18 protein-coding genes are annotated in these 19,756 nt (G+C 54.4%); all 18 read left to right on the forward strand.

The window, feature by feature from the left end:
• Nucleotides 1–68: 68 nt before the first annotated feature.
• Nucleotides 69–380, forward strand: coding sequence for an RNase P modulator RnpM (rnpM, locus tag PPOP_RS12310; protein WP_006286770.1), 312 nt, complete (start codon nt 69–71; stop codon nt 378–380).
• Complete coding sequence (locus tag PPOP_RS12315; RefSeq protein WP_006286772.1) at nt 373–696, forward strand: L7Ae/L30e/S12e/Gadd45 family ribosomal protein; 324 nt, start codon at nt 373–375, stop codon at nt 694–696. Before rnpM ends, PPOP_RS12315 begins: the two co-directional genes overlap by 8 nt.
• Nucleotides 689–3,277: a translation initiation factor IF-2 gene (gene infB, locus PPOP_RS12320; protein ID WP_042228678.1), complete on the forward strand. Its 2,589-nt coding sequence runs from the start codon at nt 689–691 to the stop codon at nt 3,275–3,277. Before PPOP_RS12315 ends, infB begins: the two co-directional genes overlap by 8 nt.
• 59 nt (nt 3,278–3,336) lie before the next feature.
• Nucleotides 3,337–3,693, forward strand: a complete 357-nt coding sequence (rbfA, locus tag PPOP_RS12325; protein WP_006286777.1) for a 30S ribosome-binding factor RbfA — start codon at nt 3,337–3,339, stop codon at nt 3,691–3,693.
• A gap of 69 nt (nt 3,694–3,762) precedes the next feature.
• Nucleotides 3,763–4,761, forward strand: a complete 999-nt coding sequence (locus PPOP_RS12330) for a DHH family phosphoesterase (protein WP_006286779.1) — start codon at nt 3,763–3,765, stop codon at nt 4,759–4,761.
• Complete coding sequence (truB, locus tag PPOP_RS12335) at nt 4,755–5,672, forward strand: tRNA pseudouridine(55) synthase TruB (protein ID WP_006286781.1); 918 nt, start codon at nt 4,755–4,757, stop codon at nt 5,670–5,672. Before PPOP_RS12330 ends, truB begins: the two co-directional genes overlap by 7 nt.
• Nucleotides 5,673–5,843: 171 nt before the next feature.
• Nucleotides 5,844–6,821 carry a bifunctional riboflavin kinase/FAD synthetase gene (locus PPOP_RS12340; protein WP_006286783.1) on the forward strand — a complete coding sequence of 326 codons (978 nt, stop codon included), beginning with the start codon at nt 5,844–5,846 and terminating at the stop codon, nt 6,819–6,821.
• Nucleotides 6,822–6,991: 170 nt separating this feature from the next.
• On the forward strand, nt 6,992–7,261 hold the full coding sequence (gene rpsO / locus PPOP_RS12345) for a 30S ribosomal protein S15 (RefSeq protein ID WP_006286784.1): 270 nt from the start codon (nt 6,992–6,994) through the stop codon (nt 7,259–7,261).
• A gap of 305 nt (nt 7,262–7,566) precedes the next feature.
• Nucleotides 7,567–9,771 (forward strand): polyribonucleotide nucleotidyltransferase, encoded by a 2,205-nt coding sequence (gene pnp, locus PPOP_RS12350; protein WP_006286785.1) that lies wholly within the window; start codon nt 7,567–7,569, stop codon nt 9,769–9,771.
• A gap of 151 nt (nt 9,772–9,922) precedes the next feature.
• A complete protein-coding gene (locus PPOP_RS12355; protein ID WP_006286786.1) occupies nt 9,923–10,948 on the forward strand; it encodes a polysaccharide deacetylase family protein in 1,026 nt (341 codons plus the stop codon).
• A 46-nt stretch (nt 10,949–10,994) separates the two neighbouring features.
• Nucleotides 10,995–12,269: a M16 family metallopeptidase gene (locus PPOP_RS12360; protein WP_006286787.1), complete on the forward strand. Its 1,275-nt coding sequence runs from the start codon at nt 10,995–10,997 to the stop codon at nt 12,267–12,269.
• A 4-nt stretch (nt 12,270–12,273) separates the two neighbouring features.
• Nucleotides 12,274–12,696 (forward strand): dUTP diphosphatase, encoded by a 423-nt coding sequence (gene dut / locus PPOP_RS12365; RefSeq protein ID WP_234399812.1) that lies wholly within the window; start codon nt 12,274–12,276, stop codon nt 12,694–12,696.
• Between the two features lie 195 nt (nt 12,697–12,891).
• Nucleotides 12,892–13,794, forward strand: a complete 903-nt coding sequence (dpsA, locus tag PPOP_RS12370; RefSeq protein WP_006286789.1) for a dipicolinate synthase subunit DpsA — start codon at nt 12,892–12,894, stop codon at nt 13,792–13,794.
• The gene (locus tag PPOP_RS12375; RefSeq protein WP_006286791.1) at nt 13,791–14,381 is read left to right on the forward strand and encodes a dipicolinate synthase subunit B; all 591 of its coding nucleotides are present in this window, start codon (nt 13,791–13,793) and stop codon (nt 14,379–14,381) included. Before dpsA ends, PPOP_RS12375 begins: the two co-directional genes overlap by 4 nt.
• A 110-nt stretch (nt 14,382–14,491) precedes the next feature.
• Nucleotides 14,492–15,532: an aspartate-semialdehyde dehydrogenase gene (gene asd, locus PPOP_RS12380; RefSeq protein WP_006286792.1), complete on the forward strand. Its 1,041-nt coding sequence runs from the start codon at nt 14,492–14,494 to the stop codon at nt 15,530–15,532.
• 75 nt (nt 15,533–15,607) lie between these two features.
• A complete protein-coding gene (dapG, locus tag PPOP_RS12385; protein ID WP_006286794.1) occupies nt 15,608–16,825 on the forward strand; it encodes an aspartate kinase in 1,218 nt (405 codons plus the stop codon).
• A gap of 55 nt (nt 16,826–16,880) precedes the next feature.
• Nucleotides 16,881–17,753, forward strand: coding sequence for a 4-hydroxy-tetrahydrodipicolinate synthase (dapA, locus tag PPOP_RS12390; RefSeq protein ID WP_006286795.1), 873 nt, complete (start codon nt 16,881–16,883; stop codon nt 17,751–17,753).
• 210 nt (nt 17,754–17,963) lie between these two features.
• Nucleotides 17,964–19,640, forward strand: a complete 1,677-nt coding sequence (locus PPOP_RS12395) for a ribonuclease J (protein ID WP_006286797.1) — start codon at nt 17,964–17,966, stop codon at nt 19,638–19,640.
• Nucleotides 19,641–19,756 lie beyond the last annotated feature (116 nt).

A 19,756-nucleotide genomic window follows, 5' to 3' on the forward strand; every position in this document is an offset into this window, starting at 1 on the left:
ACCATCACCATATGTTACGGTCGCAGCCTCCACCGGAAGCTCGATCGGATCGTAAGGGGGAATGAGTCATGAGAACAAGGAAGGTTCCGCTGCGCAAATGCGTCGCCTGTCAAGAAATGATGCCGAAAAAAGAACTGATTCGCGTCGTCCGGACGCCGGAAGACGAAGTCCTCATTGATCTGACCGGCAAGAAATCGGGCCGTGGTGCTTACTTGTGCGGGAAGCTGTCCTGCTTCAAGCTGGCGCATAAATCGCGGGCTTTGGACAGAGCATTGAAGCATCAGGTGCTGCCTGAACTCTATGAGCAGCTTGCGCAAGATTTCATCAAGGTGGAAGATAAATTCAATGCGATGAAGGAACAGGTGGACGAGAATGAGTAAGCTGATGTCCCAGCTCGGCCTTGCTCAACGGGCGGGCAAGCTGGTGACGGGCGATGAGATTGTCCTTAAGGCGATTCGCGGCAGTCAGGCTCAGCTCGTCATCGTAGCGGGGGATGCATCCGAGAACACGAAGAAGAAGTTTCGGGATAAGTGCAAATCGTACGGTATTCCGTTGGCCATCGGATTTGACAGAGACAGGCTGGGAGGCAGCATCGGCAAGCCGGAGCGGGTCGTGCTGGCTGTATTGGACGGTGGATTTGCGACCATGATGCGGAACGGACTGAAAACTATGTCGGAGGTGGAGTATATTGAGTAAACAAGAGAAGGACAATAAAGATAAATTGAGAGTTTACGAATATGCCAAATCGCTCAATATGAGCAGTAAGGAAATTATTACGATACTAAAGCGTTTGAATGTTCCAGTCAACAACCATATGAGCGTAATGGAGAATGATGCCGTGAAGAAGGTTGAACAGTTTTTCCGTGATGTCAAAGCAAATGCGCAAGCCAAGCGAGAAGGAGGGCAACCTTCGAAGCCGCAAGCGCGAACGAATCAAGCGGGAATGAAGCAGACCGAAGCGGCGAAAAAGCCGGAACAGCACAAAGAATCGAATGACCGATCGCAAGGCCAGCGCGGTTCGCGCGACGGCCAGCGCCAACCGCAGCGTGGCGATCAGCAGCGTGAAGGCAATCGCGGACAAGCGGGACGCAATTCCGAACATAGTGCCCAGCGTGGCGGAGGCGGTCAACGAGATCAACAAAGACAGGGCGAGAAGCAAACGACAATGAATACGAGACCGAACCAAACCAACAACAGACCGGGCGGACAGAATTCCACACAACGCAAGCCTCAGGGCGGACCAGCTAACCATTCGAACCGTGGCGGCGGACAAGGCGGCCAAGGGCAACGGCAAGGGCAAGGACAAGGGAAGCCGGGCACTGCGGCAGCTTCGAACCGTCCCAACTCGCCGCGCCGCTCCGAGGGTTCTAACGAGAAGGAGGGCAATCGGAACAACAATAAGCCAGGCAACCGCCGCTTCGACGACAATAAAAAGTTCGGCGGTTCCCGGGGCGGACAAGGCCGTGGCCGCAACAAAGGCAAGAACAACAATCAGCAGCAGGAGCGCCGTGAGAAAGTCGACAATACACCGAAGAAAATTATCGTTCGCGGTACGATGACGGTGGGGGAACTGGCGAAGCTGCTTCATAAGGATGCTTCCGAGGTGATCAAGAAGCTGTTGTTCCTCGGGGTCATGGCGACGATCAACCAAGAAGTCGATCTGGATACGATCCAGCTGATTGCCGCTGAGTTCAAGGTCGAAGTCGATCTGAAGCTTCCGGCTGTCGAGGATCCGTTCGAAGCAGAGGAAGAAAGGGAAGACGAGGCCGATCTGATAGAGCGTCCGCCGGTCGTTACGATAATGGGCCACGTCGATCACGGGAAGACGACGCTGCTCGACGCTATCCGCAAGACGAACGTCACAAGCGGCGAAGCGGGCGGCATTACCCAGCATATCGGCGCATATCAAGTTGAATTCAATCAGAAGAAGATTACGTTCCTGGATACCCCGGGCCACGAAGCGTTCACGCTGATGCGGGCGCGCGGTGCGCAGGTAACGGACATTACGATTATCGTCGTCGCGGCGGACGATGGAGTCATGCCGCAGACGGTAGAGGCGATCAGCCACGCGAAGGCGGCGAACTGTCCGATCATCGTCGCTGTCAACAAAATTGACAAGCCCGAGGCGAATCCAGATCGCGTAAAGCAGGAACTGACAGAGTACGAGCTCGTACCGGAGGAGTGGGGCGGAGACACGATCTTCGTTAACGTATCTGCGAAGCAGCGCATGGGTCTGGAAGAACTGCTAGAAATGATTCTACTCGTCGCCGAGCTCAATGAATTCAAGGCGAACCCGGACAAACGCGCCCGCGGCACCGTCATTGAAGCCGAGCTCGACAAAGGACGCGGCCCGGTTGCCCGCATTCTCGTGCAGCACGGCACCTTGCGCGTCGGTGACGCGTTCGTCGCAGGCACCTGCTTCGGGCGTGTGCGCGCGATGGTCAATGACAAGGGACGCCGGCTCAAGGAGGCAGGGCCGTCGACGCCGGTCGAAATTACCGGTCTGACGGATGTTCCGCAGGCGGGCGATCCGTTCATGGCGTTCGAGGAAGAGCGCAAAGCCCGCTCCATCGCTGAGAAGCGCGCGACGACGCTTCGGGAAAGCCAGTGGGGTGCGAACTCCCGCGTCACCCTGGACGATCTGTTCAAGCATATTAAGGAAGGCGAGATGAAGGAACTGAACGTCATCATTAAGGCGGACGTTCAGGGATCGGTAGAAGCCTTGCGTGGATCGCTCGAGAAGATCGATGTCGAGGGCGTGCGCGTAAAGATCATTCATTCCGGCGCTGGGGCGATTACCGAATCGGATATTATTCTCGCAACGGCGTCCAACGCGATTGTTGTCGGCTTCAACGTGCGTCCGGACGCTCAAGCGAATGCGACGGCCGAGCAAGAGAAGGTGGACATCCGCCTGTACCGCGTCATCTATTCCATCGTGGAAGAGATTGAACAGGCGATGAAAGGGATGCTCGATCCGGAGTACAAGGAAGTCGTCATCGGACACGCGGAAGTGCGCCATACGTTCAAGGTCGGCAAGGTTGGGACGATCGCCGGCTGTATGGTGACGCAGGGCAAGATTTCGCGTTCTGCCGGTGTTCGCCTGATTCGCGACGGCATCGTCGTGTTTGACGGCAAGATCGATTCCTTGAAGCGCTTCAAGGACGATGCCAAGGAAGTGGCGCAAGGCTACGAATGCGGAATTATGCTGGAGAAGTTCAATGACCTCAAGGAAGGCGACATTATCGAGGCGTTCGTCATGGAAGCCGTTGAGCGATAATCGTGCGGCCTGGCTTGGCCAGCATAGGTTGAACCAACAAATGAAATGAGGTGTATCCCATGGCAAACTTCCGATCCGGACGGGTTGGAGAACAGATGAAGAAGGAGCTGAGCCAGCTCATCCAATTGGAATTAAAAGATCCTCGAATCGGGTTTGTCACGGTGACAGGCGTCGATGTGACGAATGATCTGTCGCTGGCCAGAGTCTATCTCAGCGTGATGGGGACGGAAGAAGAAAAGGAAGATACGATCAAAGCACTGGAAAAGGCCAGCGGCTTCCTCCGCTCCGAGATCGGCAAGCGAATCCGTCTGCGCCATACGCCGGAGCTTTCGTTCAAGATAGATGCTTCCATTGAATATGGCAGCCGGATAGAAAAGCTGCTTGGCGATATTCGCGATGATCGCGAGACGACATAAATGCAAATGAAGGATTGAACAGGCAAATCGAGCTTCTGGCTCGGTTTGCCTGTCTTCACGGAGGTGCCTATGGCAGAAATGTTATCCGACCGCTATGCAGACGATATCGAGCGGGCATGCGCGTTCCTGCGATCATGTGACGATGTGCTCGTCGTGTCGCATGTGCAGCCGGACGGAGATGCGATCAGCTCTACACTCGTTATCGGCTGGCTGTTGGACAAATGGAACAAAACATACCGGCTGGTCAACGAAAATGGTGTGCCGGGCCGGCTGGCTGACTTGCCGATGGCCGAGCAGATCGACAGTTACCAGGATGGAGAAGGAGTGCCGGAAAAGAAAGCATCGACGGTCATATGCGTAGATTGCGCCGATTATGCCCGGATCGGCAAGATAGCGAACTGGATTGCGCCAGATGCCCGCATCTTGAATATCGATCACCATCCAACGAATGATCGATATGGCGAGGCGGCGCTGATTCGCGACAATGCCGCAGCGACGGCGGAGATTCTGTATGATCTTCTGCTGGCAGCGGGCGTCGAGCTGGACGAGTTGGTCGGGACGATGCTCTATACCGGGCTGTTGACCGATACGGGCGGCTTTCGCTACAGCAATACGACTCCCCATGTGATGAGCATGGCCTCCGAGCTGCTGAAGCTGGGGGTGCAAGGGAACGCCATCGCGGAACGGTTGCTGGAGACGATGTCGATGGCGCAGTTGAAGCTGATTCAGCGCGGATTGTCCCGGCTCGCTTTTACGCCGGATCAGCGAATCGGCTGGCTCTTCGTCACGCCGGATGATATGCGGGAGACGGGGGCGGTCAATGAAGACCTGGAAGGTCTCGTTAACTATGCCCGCAATGTCGAAGGGGTTGACGTTGGCTTGCTGTTCAAGCAAATCGATGATCGGAGCGTTAAAGTGAGCCTGCGCTCCTCGGAGCGGGTCGACGTGGCTGCGATCGCGCAATCGTTCGGAGGCGGAGGTCATATCCGAGCGGCTGGCTGCAAAGTATCCGGCCCGCTGGAGGATATCATAAGACAAGTAGTGGAACGGGTGAAACAAGAATGTTGACAGAGCTTCATGGTGTTCTTCCGGTATGGAAGCCAGCTGGCTGGACGTCGCACGATGTCGTGGCCAAAGTCCGCCGACTCATTCGGGAAAAGCGGATCGGGCATACGGGCACGCTCGACCCTCAAGTCGTGGGGGTCCTGCCGTTATGCGTCGGCAGAGCGACCCGACTGGTTGAGTATTTGCAGGAAATGCCGAAGGAATATGAAGCGACACTGCGGCTTGGCGTGTCGACCGATACGGAGGATATGTCAGGCGAAGTGGTGGAACGCGCCGATGCATCCCATGTAACCGAAGCGATGATCGCGGAAGCGCTGCTATCGTTCATCGGGCCGATCGAACAGGTTCCTCCCATGTACTCCGCGGTTAAAGTGAACGGCAAGCGGCTCTATGAGCTGGCGCGCGAAGGCAAGACCGTGGAGCGCAAGCCCAGACAAGTAACGATCCATCACATCAAGCTGATCGGATTGAGGCTTGGCGACGTGGAACCGGAGGTGCGGTTCCGCGTTCAATGCTCCAAAGGAACGTACATACGCACCCTGTGCGTCGACATCGGACGCAAGCTAGGGGTGCCGGCGACAATGGCAAAATTGATCCGGACCCGCTCCGCCAACTTCGGACAAGAGGACAGCGTCACCTTCACCCAGATTGAAGCAGGGATGGCGGCCGGAACGCTTGATGAGCTGCTGGTTCCGATGGATCGCGCCGTCTCGCATTTTCCCGAGCTGTGGGTCGCTCCCGCCTTCGCGCCGCATGCGGTTCAGGGCAAGGGCATACCGGAACGAGGGCTGAGCGTTCCGCCTTTGACGAATTGCATCTATCGGTTGTATGATGAAGAGGGAACTTTCTTCGGCTTGTATCATAAGCCAGACACGGAGCAGGTGCTGCGTCCGATCAAGGTTTTCGTGCCTTAATCGTTCTGCGCAAGAAGGGGAACCCCTTTTTGCGCTGTCCCTTGCCCTGTTTTGTGAAACAGATAACATACCGACAATGTATGCTTGTACCGGATTTGTGGCAACAACTACCAAGGTGGGAACGGCGGTTGTGTGCAACCGGAAATACGAATGCAGGGGTTCTGATTTCAAATGGAAAAGATAGTGATACATGCAACAGACGGACATGCGGATTGGAGGGTATGGCAACAGCCGCAAGTGGTGATCATGGGTCATTTCGACGGTATACATGCCGGTCATGTGAAGGTGATCGAGCGTGGGCTTACGTATGGGCGGAAGCATGGCCTGCCTGTCGCCCTGATGACCTTCCACCCTCATCCGAAGGCGGTACTTGGAAATGATCGGTATGCAAGATGCTTAACTCCGCTGAAGGAGAAGGAACGGATTCTGGCCCAGCTCAGAATCGATCGCTTGTACATCTTAGACTTCAATCTGAGCTTCGCCCAGCTTCAGGCCCGCAAGTTCGCAGACTCCCTGTGTAATCTAGGCGTGAAGCATGCCGTGGTCGGCTTCGATAACCGATTCGGCTATCGCGGGGAAGGCTCGGCCGAGTTGCTGGCCGAATGGGGAGAGGGCTGCTTCTCCGTCGATATTGTGCCGGCCCACAACGATGATCATGCGAAGATAAGCAGCACCCGTATTCGCCAATGCCTTGCCGAAGGCGAAATCACGAAAGCCAATCAATTGCTGGCTCGCCCTTATCTGCTGCGCGGGAAGGTCATCCATGGGGATGCCCGCGGCCGCACGATCGGCTTCCCGACCGCGAACATTGACCTGAATGAACCATATGTCATTCCGAGAAACGGCGTCTATGCCGTCAAGGTGAAGGTTGGCGGGAAGTGGCATGACGGCGTGATGAACATTGGCTTGAAGCCTACCTTCAAGAGTGGGGAGACGAGACCTTCGATCGAGGTGCATCTGTTTGGCTTCGATGGGGACATTTATGGGGAGGAAGCGACCGTTGCCGTCATGGATTTCCTGAGAGCTGAGCAGAAATTCGACGGTATTGCGGCGCTCGTCGCTCAGATAACGGCGGATGCCGAGGAAGCCCGTCGGCGGCTGGCTTTCATTGAGGGCGCGCCTGCATTGGAGAGCATGTTTCAGGGATAGCATCGGCTGCCATGAAAACTTCGCGAATCTGCGTTTACTTTTAAATCTGATAGTGATATACTAATAATGTTGTCGCGAATAAGCGGCAATCGCGTTAGCTTGGTTGTTCGATCTCACCGTCGGCAACGAGGCTATCGGTTGAATGGATAACATATTGGGAGGTGAATAGGATGGCATTGACTCAAGAGCGCAAGCAAGAGCTCATTGACATGCATAAGAAGCACGAATCGGATACTGGATCTCCGGAAGTGCAGATCGCTATCCTTACAGAGAACATCGTTAATTTGACGGATCACTTGCGGACACATAAGAAAGACCATCATTCCCGCCGCGGATTGTTGAAAATGGTCGGTCAACGTCGTAAGCTTCTTGCTTACTTGAAGAAGAAGGATGTTAAACGTTACAGCGTATTGATCGAGAAGCTCGGACTGCGCCGTTAATAGCAAAAACCTCTAGCAGCCTGGTTGCTCATCCCGCCTGATAGTGCGGCATGCAGCCGGGTTGCTTTTTAACGATGGGCGAACTTTGCCAGCTTGCATTGATGCGATGGAGATGAGATCAGGCAGAAGGCTGGACGAGCCCCGGCCCGAAGCGTGTTGATACATAATCCGATAACTACATTTAAATGATTTGCCGATTGATTCCGGGTTTACATCCCCCCCCCCCTTGTTTTTTCAGATGGGATGCAGGAGATAATGGTAGATGTAACGAAGATAACTATGGGTAGAAGGTAAGGAGGGATCCGATGAACCGAATCGAGATGGAACTTGGCGGAAGACCGCTTGTACTTGAGACGGGACGATTGGCGAAGCAGGCCAACGGCGCTGTCAAGGTTCAATACGGTGACACGGTCGTCCTATGTACCGTGACCGCTTCGAAAGAACCAAAAGATTTAGACTTTTTTCCGCTAACCGTGAATTATGAAGAGCGTCTGTATTCCGTAGGCAAGATTCCCGGGGGATTCATCAAGCGGGAAGGACGTCCGAGCGAAAAGGCGATCCTGGCGAGCCGTCTCATTGACCGCCCGATTCGCCCGTTGTTCCCGGACGGCTTCCGCAATGATGTTCAGATTGTCGATCTCGTCATGAGCGTCGATCAGGATTGTTCGCCAGGGATAGCGGCCATGATTGGAACGTCTGCTGCGCTATCGATCTCCGATGTGCCGTTCAATGGTCCTATCGGAGGGGTTATCGTCGGTCGGATTGATGGTCAATTCATCATCAACCCTACCGTGGAGCAGGAAGAGAAGACGGACATTCACGTCACGGTCGCAGGCACGAAGGATGCGATCATGATGGTCGAAGCGGAAGCGAACGAAGTGCCTGAAGAAGTGATGCTGGAAGCGATTATGTTCGGCCACGAAGAAATTCGCAAGATTGTCGACGTGATCGAGCGGTTCACCGTGACTGCCGGAACGGCGAAGATGGAGGTCAAGCTCCATGCCGTTGACGCCGACGTCAATGCCGCGGTGCGCGCATTTGCGCAGGATCGCCTAGTGGAAGCGATCCGCATTCCGGAGAAGCATGCACGCCAGGATGCGATCGATGTCATCAACCAAGAAGCGCTCAAGCATTTTGAAGCGCAGTATATCGAGTCGCCTGACCGGATGGATGATGTGAAGGAGACGCTGTACGACATTGTCAAGGAAGAAGTGCGCCGCTTGATTACGCATGAGAAAGTGCGCCCGGACGGCCGCAAGCTGGATGAGATTCGACCGATCGAATGTGATACGAGCCTGCTGCCGCGCACGCACGGATCAGGTCTGTTCACACGGGGCCAGACGCAGGCGCTGAGCATCTGTACGTTGGGTGCCCTGGGTGATGTGCAGATTCTGGACGGCATCTCGCTGGAAGAATCGAAGCGCTTTATGCATCATTATAACTTCCCCCCGTTCTCCGTAGGGGAAGCTCGTCCATTGCGGGCGCCAGGTCGCCGTGAGATTGGACATGGCGCTCTCGGCGAACGCGCGCTATCCAAGGTGATTCCGCCGGAGTCGGATTTTCCGTATACGATCCGTCTCGTATCCGAGGTGCTGGAATCGAACGGCTCTACATCCCAGGCCAGCATCTGCGCAAGCACGCTGGCAATGATGGATGCAGGCGTTCCGATCAAAGCGCCGGTCGCCGGCATTGCGATGGGACTTATCAAGGACGGAGAGCATTTCTCAATTCTGTCCGATATTCAAGGGATGGAAGATCATCTCGGAGATATGGACTTCAAAGTGGCAGGGACCTCTGAAGGGGTTACCGCCATCCAGATGGATATTAAAATTGATGGCATTGACCGCAGCATATTGACGCAAGCCTTGGCGCAAGCTCGTGAAGGGCGCATGTTCATCCTCGACAAGATGCTTCAGGTCATCGACATGCCGCGCGCAACGCTATCTCCGTATGCGCCTAAGATTTTGATTATGCAGATCAATCCGGACAAAATTCGCGACGTCATCGGCGCAGGCGGCAAGGTGGTCAACAAAATCATCGATGAGACCGGTGTCAAAATCGATATCGAGCAGAATGGACGCATCTTCATTGCATCGCCGAATGAAGAGTCCAATATCCGCGCTCGCGATATGATCGAAGCGATCGTCAAGGAAGTCGTCGTTGGTGAAGTATATACCGGAACGGTGAAGCGCATCGAGAAGTTCGGCGCGTTCGTAGAGATTCTCCCTGGCAAGGAAGGGCTCGTTCATATTTCGCAAATGGCGGCCGAGCGCATCGTGAAGGTGGAGGATGTGGCTTCCATTGGTGATAAGATCGAAGTCAAGGTTGTCGAGATTGATCAACAAGGGCGCATCAATCTGTCACGCCGCGTATTGCTTGAGCCGACACAGCCGGAAGGGGCAGCGCCTGCAGACGGAAGTGCATCGGATCGTCCGCGCAGCGGAGGACGTCCGTCGCATGGAGGATCGCGTCCAAGAGGACCGCGCCCGCCACGGCCGCAATCAGAATGAGGAAGAACAGCATAGAAACAAGGAAAGAGGCAGACTGGTTTCTGGCTCTTTTTTTGCGTTCATGTTTTTATGGGTTCGAACCAGCGCCGTCTTCCGCCGCATAACGAAGCCCGATTTGGCATAGAATCAGAAGGACAAACTGTGGAAAGGAATGGACTCCATGCGGCCAGTCACACGAAAATGGATTTTCATCATCGTTGCCTTCATCGGGGCGCTATATATCGGAACGGGAACAGAGGCCGACTCTTTCATTAAAGAGCGCAAAGCGATGCTCGCTATCAGCGAGGCATACCAGCTGCATGAGGCGGGATCGCTGGTACAGATTCCGCAGCGAAAACGGATTGCGGAGGAAGCTAAAAGCAAATATATCGCACCGATCGACGCGCGAATCGACCGGGTCTGGAAGGCCATTCCGGGGTACAACGGGTTGGAGGTTGATCTCGAGCGAACGTACGAAGCCAATAAAGCGAAACCGGTGGATGCCAATATCACGTGGGTCATGCGAGAAATTCCACCGCGGGTGACGCTCGATCAATTGGAGCCGCAGCCGATCTATCGCGGTAATCCGAATAAGAAGATGGCCGGGCTGATGATTAATGTCGCTTGGGGGAACGAGCATATCGAGCCGATGCTGGCGACGCTGAAGGAAGAAAAAGTAAAGGCGACGTTCTTCCTTGATGGAAGCTGGCTGAAAAAAAACCCGGAGATGGCGAAGCGGATTCAGGAGGAAGGGCATGAGCTTGAGAATCATGCTTATTCCCATCCGAACATGAGCGAGTTGAGCGCGGGCTTGCAGGTCCAGCAAATCGAGAAAACAAAGCGCCTGCTGGAGACGACCCTTCAGGTGAAGAACAAATGGTTCGCGCCTCCATCCGGTGATTTCAACGCGCTGACGGTTCAGACTGCTCACGCGTATGGATTGAAGACCGTCCTGTGGACGGTGGATACCGTCGATTGGAAAGATCCGGAACCTTCTGCCGTCATTCGCAAAATCGACGCGAAGGTGGAGCCCGGCTCTCTCATCCTGATGCATCCGACGCCTTGCTCCAAGGCTGCGCTCCAAGGCATCATCCGCACGATTCGCAACAAAGGCATATTGCCCGGAACGGTCAGCGAGACGCTGTCCGAGAAGCGGCTTGAATTGGAGTCGGTTGAGCGGCGTTACGTTTTTTGGTAGGATTAGAGAGGCAACAAGGTTGAACTTCGGATGAGGAGGATTACCGGTGGAGAAAGTGCAGTTAAGCAACGGCCTTCGGGTCGTTATGGAAAAAATACCAACTTGCCGTTCCGTGTCATTCGGCATTTGGGTAAAGACCGGTTCGCGCAATGAGAATGAGACGGCCAACGGTATTTCTCATTTTATTGAGCACATGATGTTCAAAGGTACGGAGCGGTTCGATGCCAAGGCGATTGCGGATTCGTTCGATGCCATCGGAGGGAATGTGAACGCATTTACTTCGAAGGAATATACGTGCTACTATGCGAAAGTGCTGGATGAGCATCTCCCGATAGCCGTCGATGTGCTATCGGACATGTTTTTCCGTTCTGCCCTGCAGGCAGAAGAGCTGGGCAAGGAAAAAAACGTCATACTCGAGGAAATCGCGATGTATGAAGATACGCCCGATGATACGGTACATGATCTCGTAACTCGTGCCGCCTATGGCAGCCATCCGCTCGCGTATCCGATACTCGGTACGAGGGAACGTCTGGAGCCGATGGGATCTGCCGACTTGCACCAATACATGCAGGAGCACTATACGATTGAAAATACGGTGATCGCCGTGGCGGGCAATTTCGATGCCTCTCTGTTGGAGGTACTGGAGAAGCATTTCGGATATTTCCGCAATTCCCGCCCGTCTCATCTGTTGGCTGCGCCGATATTCGGCGGGAACTCACTCTTCCATCAGAAGAAGACCGAGCAGAATCATATTTGCTTGAGCTTGCCAGGCTGCTCCATGACCGATCCGCGGCTCTATGCCATGATCTTATTGAATAACGTTATCGGAGGCGGCATGAGTTCGCGCCTGTTCCAGGAAATCCGCGAGAAGCGTGGCTTGGCCTACGCGGTCTATTCCTACCATTCCTCTCATACGGATTGCGGACTGTTCACTATCTATGCGGGCACGGCACCGAAGCAGACGCAGGACGTGCTGGACATTACGCTCGAGGTGCTTGGCAATCTCGCTGCGCACGGTCTGACGCAGGATGAATTGAAGAAGGGCAAGGAGCAGTTGAAAGGAAGCTTGATACTGGGGCTGGAGAGCACCGGCGCCCGAATGAACCGGTTGGGCAAGAACGAGTTGATGCTCGGTCGGCACTATACATTAGATGAAATGATTGCGCGGATCGAATCGATTACGATGGATGACATTACATATGTTTTATCCCACATGCTGTCCGAGCCGCTGGCTGTGGCCATGGTTGGAGCGAACGAACGCGCAATTTCGGCTTTCAGGAGGGATTACTTTGTTACAGCAAGTCCATCAAGTTCAAATTAAAAAAATGCCCGGCAATGAAGACATTCCTTTGCCGCAGAAGATGTCCGATCTGGCGGCAGGCTTCGATCTATATGCGGCGGTTGTGGAGCCGCTGACGCTGGCGCCAGGCCACCGCGCTCTGATACCGGCCGGATTCGCGATGGCGATGCCTCCCTATTTGGAAGCGCAGATTCGCCCCCGCAGCGGGCTGGCCTTCAAGCATGGCATAACTTGTCTCAATTCGCCAGGAACGATTGACGCGGATTACCGCGGCGAGGTGAAGGTGCTGCTTATCAATGTCGGACAGCAGCATTTCACGATTGGGCGCAAGGAGCGGATTGCACAAATGGTGCTTCAGTTCGTGCCACAGATCGAATTGGTCGAAGTGAATGAGCTGTCCGACACCGCTCGCGGCGAAGGTGGCTTCGGCCACACCGGAACGAAATAGGTTGCCAATGCAGTCACTCTTACGGGAGTGGCTGCTTTTTCGATCTCACAGACAGGGACGGACCGCCGCTTGAAGCCGCTCCGTCGCGGAAGAACGGCCGAGCGCGTTTCTCCTTCCGGCTGTTCGTTGCACCTTTTGTGGGCTCACGAATAAAATGTTCTATACACTGCAGGTATAAAGGAGTGAACGGCAAGCATGTTAACCGGAGTTCAAGTGGTGTTCATCGGCGGCGACGCCCGACAGCTTGAAATCATTCAAAAGCTATCCGAGCTGGACGCTACCGTTATTTTAGCGGGCTATGAACAGCTGCAAAATCCGTTCCACGGCGTTCAGCGCCTGCCGTTGACACCGGAGCTGCTGAGAAAAGCCGATGCGGTCGTCCTGCCAGCGGTAGGGACGGATGACAAAGGCAAGGTTCATGCCATATTCACGTCGGAAGAGTTGGTGCTGGCGGAAGAGCATGTGGCCGCTTTGCCGGAGCATGCCGTGCTGTTTACCGGAATGGCGAAATCGTATGTAAGCAAGTTGTGTACGAAATATCGGCTGAAGCTGTTCGAGCTGTTCGATAGGGATGACGTGGCGATCTATAACTCGATCCCGACGGCCGAGGGCGCCCTCATGATGGCGATTCAGCACACGGACATTACACTGCACGGCTCCGAGTCGGTCGTGCTCGGCATGGGACGAACCGGATTTACGATGGCACGGACGCTGCTCGGTGTCGGAGCGCGGGTGCGCATCGGGGTAAGGCGGAACGAGGACTTCGCCAGGGCGATGGAGATGGGCTTCAACCCTTTCTATATAAGCGATTTGGCGCGGGAAGTATCGAACATCGACTTGCTTTTTAATACGATACCGACTATGATAGTCACAGCGCAGGTCATTGCCCAAATCCCCCATCGCGCGGTCATTATCGACCTGGCCTCGATGCCTGGAGGCATCGACTTCCGGTTCGCCGAGAAGCGCGGAATCAAGGCGATGCTGGCCCCGGGATTGCCGGGGATCGTCGCTCCGAAGACGGCGGGACGTATCTTGGCTCAGAGCATCTCACAGCTTCTGCAAGAGTCCATGGTGGAACGGGGGATAGTAGGGCAATGAATACCAAGGGAATCACGGTAGGTTACGCGCTGACGGGATCTCACTGCACGCTCGAGGAAGCGATGTCCCAGATTCAGCGGTTCGTCGATGCGGGAGCGCAGGTGATACCTATTGCTTCGAATACGGTGATGACGACGGACACACGGTTCGGAACATCGCAAGGTTGGCAAGAGCAGTTGAAAGAAATCACGGGGAATGATATCATTTCTACCATTGTGGAGGCAGAGCCGCTTGGCCCGTCCAGGCTGCTGGACGTTCTGGTTATCGCTCCTTGCACGGGCAATACGACGAGCAAGCTGGCGAATGCGATGACAGACAGCCCGGTCCTGATGGCCGCCAAGGCGCAGTTGCGCAATCAGCGTCCGCTTGTGCTGGCTATCTCCACGAATGACGGCCTTGGATTGAATGCGGCCAATATCGCCAAGCTGTTAGTGGCGAAGAACATATACTTCGTTCCATTTGGGCAGGACAATCCGGTTCAGAAGCCGAATTCGCTTGTCGCCCGGATGGATCTCGTGCTCGAGACCTGTCTTGCGGCGCTGGAGGGAATACAGCTTCAGCCCGTGCTGGTGGAGCGTTGCCAATGAACATAACGTAGTGAATCATCTACTGCGGGGCGCTTGCAAGCATCCCTCGACACTTGCAAGCATCACTCGACAGATTGATATAGACGATGGCAAGAGGGGAGAAAGGACAAATGACTAATCAGAAGCGGCACAATGTTGCAGTAGTTGGCGCAACTGGCGCTGTAGGAGAACAGATTATCAAATTGCTGGAACAACGTCAATTTCCTATTGAGACACTGACCTTGCTGTCATCCGCGCGTTCCGCCGGAACGAAGATTGCATGTAACGGTCAGGAGATTACGGTGCAGGAAGCGAAGCCGGAGAGCTTCGAGGGGATAGATATTGCCTTATTCAGCGCAGGCGGCGACGTATCGAAGGCGCTTGCTCCGGAAGCGATAAAGCGGGGAGCGGTATGCATTGACAACACAAACGCCTTCCGCATGAATCCGAATACGCCGCTCGTCGTTCCTGAAGTGAATATAGATAAAGCGGCAGAGAATCAGGGCCTCATTGCGAATCCGAATTGCTCGACGATCCAGATGGTTGTCGCGTTGAAGCCGCTTTATGATCGGTACGGCATCTCCAAAGTAATCGTCTCTACTTATCAAGCGGTATCCGGAGCGGGAAGCCGCGCGATTGACGAGTTGCATCGCCAGACGAAGGAAGCGCTGGAGGGACGTGACGTGAATCCGGATATCCTTCCGGTGGGCTCCTTGCCGATGAAGCACCAGATTGCCTTTAATGCGATCCCGCAAATCGATAAATTCGAAGACAATGGCTTTACGCTCGAAGAAATGAAAATGATTCGGGAAACGAAAAAAATTATGGGGGATGAAGATATACAAGTTACGGCGACATGCGTACGCATCCCTGTCGTTTACGGCCATTCCGAGTCCGTATATGTCGAATTGAAGGAAGACTTCCAGCTTGATGAAGTCAAGGAGCTGCTGGCCAACGCCCCGGGCATTACTGTGGTAGACGATCCGGAAGCTCAACAGTACCCGCTGGCGACGGAATGCGCCGGGAAGCCGGACGTATTTGTAGGACGGTTGCGCAGGGACTTGAACAAACCGCGCGCGCTTAACATGTGGATTGTATCCGATAACTTAATGAAGGGCGCTGCATGGAACGCGGTTCAAATTGCTGAACATATTGCGTCGGAGCGGCCATAACGGCAGGTTGCTCCTGCCTTTTTTTGTCTATCGGCGGTTATCTGGCAGTAAGTCTTCATGGTTGGAGGAAACGCTATGCGTATACGAGTACAAAAATTCGGTGGCACTTCTTTATCTACCGCCGAAGCAAGAGAAAAAGTAGTTCAACATATACGGCGGGAGCTGGATCAAGGCTACCGCCTTGCCGTCGTCGTCTCAGCGATGGGCAGACGGGGAGAGCCTTATGCAACGGATACCCTGCTTGATTGGATGCAAGAGAACGGTAGCGATCTGCCTCCGCGAGAGAAGGATTTATTGCTGTGCTGCGGTGAAATCATATCGGCCACGACCTTGTGCGGCCTGCTTCGCCGCCACGACATTTCGGCGACCGTGCTAACGGGAGCCCAGGCTGGATTCCGGACGGACCGCCAGTTCGGCAAGGCCCGTATCCTGGACGTATGTCCCGAACGAGTTGTCGAAGGCTGGAACCATGCTGATGTCGTTATCGTCACCGGCTTCCAGGGCCAGACCGATGAGGGCGATATCACGACTTTCGGCCGGGGAGGAAGCGACACGTCCGCCACGGCGCTGGGTGCGGCGCTGCATGCGGAAATTGTAGATATATATACCGATGTGAACGGCATATTGACCGCCGATCCGCGCGTGGTGGAGGATGCGAGGCCGCTATCCGTCGTAAGCTATACGGAGATGTGCAATCTGGCCCATCACGGGGCGAAAGTCATCCATCCGCGTGCGGTCGAGATTGCGATGCAGGCTCAGGTGCCTGTCCGCGTCCGCTCTACCTTCAGCGAAGACGAGGGGACGTTGGTTACTCATCCAGAAGGCTTCCAGTCAGTAGAGACGGCCTTCGTCGATCGGTACGTGACAGGGATTGCTTACGTGAGCAACGTGACGCAGATCTCGGTGGAAGCCGAGGTCGGCGTCTATGATTTGCAGCTCAAAGTATTTAAGGCGATGGCGCAAAATCATATTAGCGTAGACTTTATTAATGTTACCCCGTCGGGCGCCGTTTATACGGTGTTCGATACCGATGCGCCAAGAGCGCGGGAAGTGCTGGAGGAGATGGGCTTTGTGCCCAGATTCCTGTCCGGCTGCGCCAAAGTGTCGGTTATCGGCGGCGGCATCAATGGTGTACCGGGAATTATGGCCACGATTGTGGAAGCATTGACGGAGCAGGAGATACAGATACTACAATCCGCCGATTCGAATACAACGATATGGGTTCTTGTACGGAAGGAAGATATGGTCCGGGCGCTGCGGGCGCTGCATTCCAAGTTCCATCTGGATCGGTGATACAGGATGCCTTTCAGGCACTTAAGTCTGAAGCTGCAAGAGGAGGAGTCTGACAGTGGAGTTCGGAAGATTGATAACCGCCATGGTGACCCCGTTCGATGCTAACGAACGGATTTATTGGCCTGAAGTGGAACGTCTGATTAAGGATTTGATTGAGGTGCAGAGGAACGACAGTCTGGTCATATGCGGAACGACGGGCGAATCACCGACCTTAACCGATGAGGAGAAGGTGGAGCTGTTCAAGTTCGCTGTGCAAAAGGCCGCCGGACGCGCTCGGATTATTGCTGGAACAGGCAGCAACAACACGGCCCACTCGATTCATCTGACGAAGCTGGCCGAGGAATCCGGTATCGACGGCGTTTTATTGGTCACTCCTTACTATAACAGACCGAATCAGGAAGGCTTGTACCGCCATTTCAAGGCGATTGCCGAATCGACGAAGCTGCCGGTCATCCTGTATAACGTTCCGGGACGGACCGCTGTAAGCCTGTCCGTCGAGACAACGCTTCGGCTGGCGGAGATACCGAATATCGTCGCGACGAAGGAATGCGCTTCGCTCGAGCAGATGACGCTGATAGCAAACGGCGCACCGCAAGGGTTCTACGTTTACAGCGGCGACGACCCGTTGGCGCTGCCGCTCCTGGCCGCGGGCGGGCACGGCATTATTAGCGTAGCGAGCCATCTTGTCGGCGCGGAGATGAAGACGATGATCGAATCCTATTTAAACGGCAAGCATGCGGAAGCGGCCCGTTTGCATCGCCGTCTGTACCCGGTCTTCAAGGGTCTGTTCCACTGTCCGAATCCGGTTGCTGTGAAGTACGCACTTCAGCTCCGGGGCTATCATGTCGGCGGTGTCCGTCTTCCGTTGACAGAGCCGTCTGAGAGCGAGGCCGCATTTATTCGCGAACTGGTTGAAGCGCTTAATTGAGGTCTAATTTTAGTGAAATGTAATGAATGCTTTTAGGAGCCGATGCCTTGCGGGGGATCGGTTTTCGTTTTTAGGAGATCATCGCTGACTTGTGTTTTTTACTTTTGTTCATGTATAATGGGAATTAAGTGACTGGGTGCGGTATAATTTGAAATGAAGGATGTTCATTGGTTGACGGCCAACTGAATATTGTAGGAGGTTAAGATCCACTTGTCGAAGAAAAACACCGCTGACAAATTATCTATCTTCGCATTGGGTGGCGTGGGCGAAATCGGGAAAAATATGTACGTCGTCCAATACGGAAACGATATCGTCGTCATCGATGCAGGGTTGAAGTTCCCGGAAGAAGATATGCTCGGAATTGATATTGTCATTCCGGATATTTCATATTTGACCGATAATCGTGACAAAGTAAGAGGAATCCTCATTACGCACGGACACGAAGATCACATCGGTGGTCTTCCCTATGTACTGAAGCATTTGAATGTGCCTGTGTATGGCACACGCTTGACGCTCGGCTTGATTGAGAGCAAGCTGCGCGAAGCCAATCTCCTGGGTGAGACGAAGCGCATGCTGATTACGGCAGATTCCGAAGTGCAGCTCGGGTCGATCCAGGCGACGTTCTTCAAGACGAACCACTCGATACCGGATTCGGTGGGGGTATGTCTAGAGACGCCGGAAGGCAATGTCGTCCATACGGGCGATTTCAAGTTCGATCATACGCCAGTTAATGGGCAATATGCCGATCTGCAGCGCATGGCTGAAATCGGTAGCAAGGGCGTGCTTGCCCTGTTGTCCGATAGCACGAATGCTGAGCGTCCAGGCTATACGCCTTCCGAGAGCAGCGTCGGCATTGTATTTGAGGACATTTTCCGCAGCGCTCAACAGCGCGTCGTGGTTGCCACGTTCGCTTCCAACATTCATCGGATACAGCAGGTGATTGAGGCAGCCCATGCGACGAACCGGAAGCTAACCGTGGTAGGGCGCAGCATGGTCAATGTCGTTACGATCGCTTCGGAACTCGGATATTTATATATTCCGGACGGCATGCTGATTGAACCCGATGAAGTGAACAAGATGGCTGCTGACCGGGTAGTCATTTTGTCAACCGGCTCCCAGGGCGAGCCGATGTCAGCTCTGACGCGGATGGCGCGTTCGACGCACCGCAAGGTTGATATTTTGCCGGGCGACACCGTCGTTATTGCCGCTACTCCGATTCCCGGGAATGAGAAGTATGTTGGACGAACTATCGATGAGTTGTCTCGCTTAGGCGCGCATGTCATCTATAGTGGCATGAGAGCCGGCATCCACGTATCCGGACACGGCAGCCAGGAGGAGCTCAAGCTGATGCTCAACTTGATGCGGCCTACATTTTTCATTCCGATTCACGGCGAGTACCGGATGCTAAGACACCACGCTCAGCTCGCGGAGTCGGTCGGAATTGAGAAAGAAAATATTTTCATTACGGACATCGGAGATACCGTCGAGATTCAGAATGGCGTCGCCCGGCGCGGATCGAAGGTGCAATCGGGCTACGTGCTCATTGACGGACTCGGCGTCGGCGATGTCGGCAATATCGTATTGCGTGATCGCAAATTGTTGTCTCAGGACGGTATTCTGGTCGTCGTTGTCACTTTAAGCAAGCAGGATGGAACGATTCTGTCCGGTCCGGATATCATTTCTCGCGGATTCGTCTATGTCCGTGAATCGGAAGGTCTGCTGGATGAAGCCAATCGCATCGTCACTTCGACGCTTCATAAGCTGATGAACGAGAATGTCAATGAGTGGGCTTCGCTTAAGACGAATGTGAAGGATGCGCTGGGCCGGTTCCTGTATGAGCAGACCCGCCGCCGTCCAATGATTCTCCCTATTATTATGGAAGTCTAATAAGGATGAGGACGGGAACCCCAGTCACCAGTTATTCTCGTCCCGGCTTATTTTGAAGGAAAGCTGACACCCTTGTATTCGGCGGGGGCTGTCAGCTTTATTGCACGCCGGAGAGG

The sequence above is a fragment of the Paenibacillus popilliae ATCC 14706 genome, from assembly GCF_000315235.1.
In the GTDB taxonomy this organism is placed as follows: domain Bacteria; phylum Bacillota; class Bacilli; order Paenibacillales; family Paenibacillaceae; genus Paenibacillus_B; species Paenibacillus_B popilliae.

What these genes read in the sequence shown, in the direction of transcription:
- rnpM (WP_006286770.1), top strand. Translation starts at nt 69, where the DNA reads ATGAGAACAAGGAAGGTTCCGCTGCGCAAATGCGTCGCCTGTCAAGAA.
- PPOP_RS12315 (WP_006286772.1), top strand. Translation starts at nt 373, where the DNA reads ATGAGTAAGCTGATGTCCCAGCTCGGCCTTGCTCAACGGGCGGGCAAG.
- rbfA (WP_006286777.1), top strand. Translation starts at nt 3,337, where the DNA reads ATGGCAAACTTCCGATCCGGACGGGTTGGAGAACAGATGAAGAAGGAG.
- PPOP_RS12330 (WP_006286779.1), top strand. Translation starts at nt 3,763, where the DNA reads ATGGCAGAAATGTTATCCGACCGCTATGCAGACGATATCGAGCGGGCA.
- truB (WP_006286781.1), top strand. Translation starts at nt 4,755, where the DNA reads ATGTTGACAGAGCTTCATGGTGTTCTTCCGGTATGGAAGCCAGCTGGC.
- PPOP_RS12340 (WP_006286783.1), top strand. Translation starts at nt 5,844, where the DNA reads ATGGAAAAGATAGTGATACATGCAACAGACGGACATGCGGATTGGAGG.
- rpsO (WP_006286784.1), top strand. Translation starts at nt 6,992, where the DNA reads ATGGCATTGACTCAAGAGCGCAAGCAAGAGCTCATTGACATGCATAAG.
- pnp (WP_006286785.1), top strand. Translation starts at nt 7,567, where the DNA reads ATGAACCGAATCGAGATGGAACTTGGCGGAAGACCGCTTGTACTTGAG.
- PPOP_RS12355 (WP_006286786.1), top strand. Translation starts at nt 9,923, where the DNA reads ATGGACTCCATGCGGCCAGTCACACGAAAATGGATTTTCATCATCGTT.
- dut (WP_234399812.1), top strand. Translation starts at nt 12,274, where the DNA reads ATGCCCGGCAATGAAGACATTCCTTTGCCGCAGAAGATGTCCGATCTG.
- dpsA (WP_006286789.1), top strand. Translation starts at nt 12,892, where the DNA reads ATGTTAACCGGAGTTCAAGTGGTGTTCATCGGCGGCGACGCCCGACAG.
- PPOP_RS12375 (WP_006286791.1), top strand. Translation starts at nt 13,791, where the DNA reads ATGAATACCAAGGGAATCACGGTAGGTTACGCGCTGACGGGATCTCAC.
- asd (WP_006286792.1), top strand. Translation starts at nt 14,492, where the DNA reads ATGACTAATCAGAAGCGGCACAATGTTGCAGTAGTTGGCGCAACTGGC.
- dapG (WP_006286794.1), top strand. Translation starts at nt 15,608, where the DNA reads ATGCGTATACGAGTACAAAAATTCGGTGGCACTTCTTTATCTACCGCC.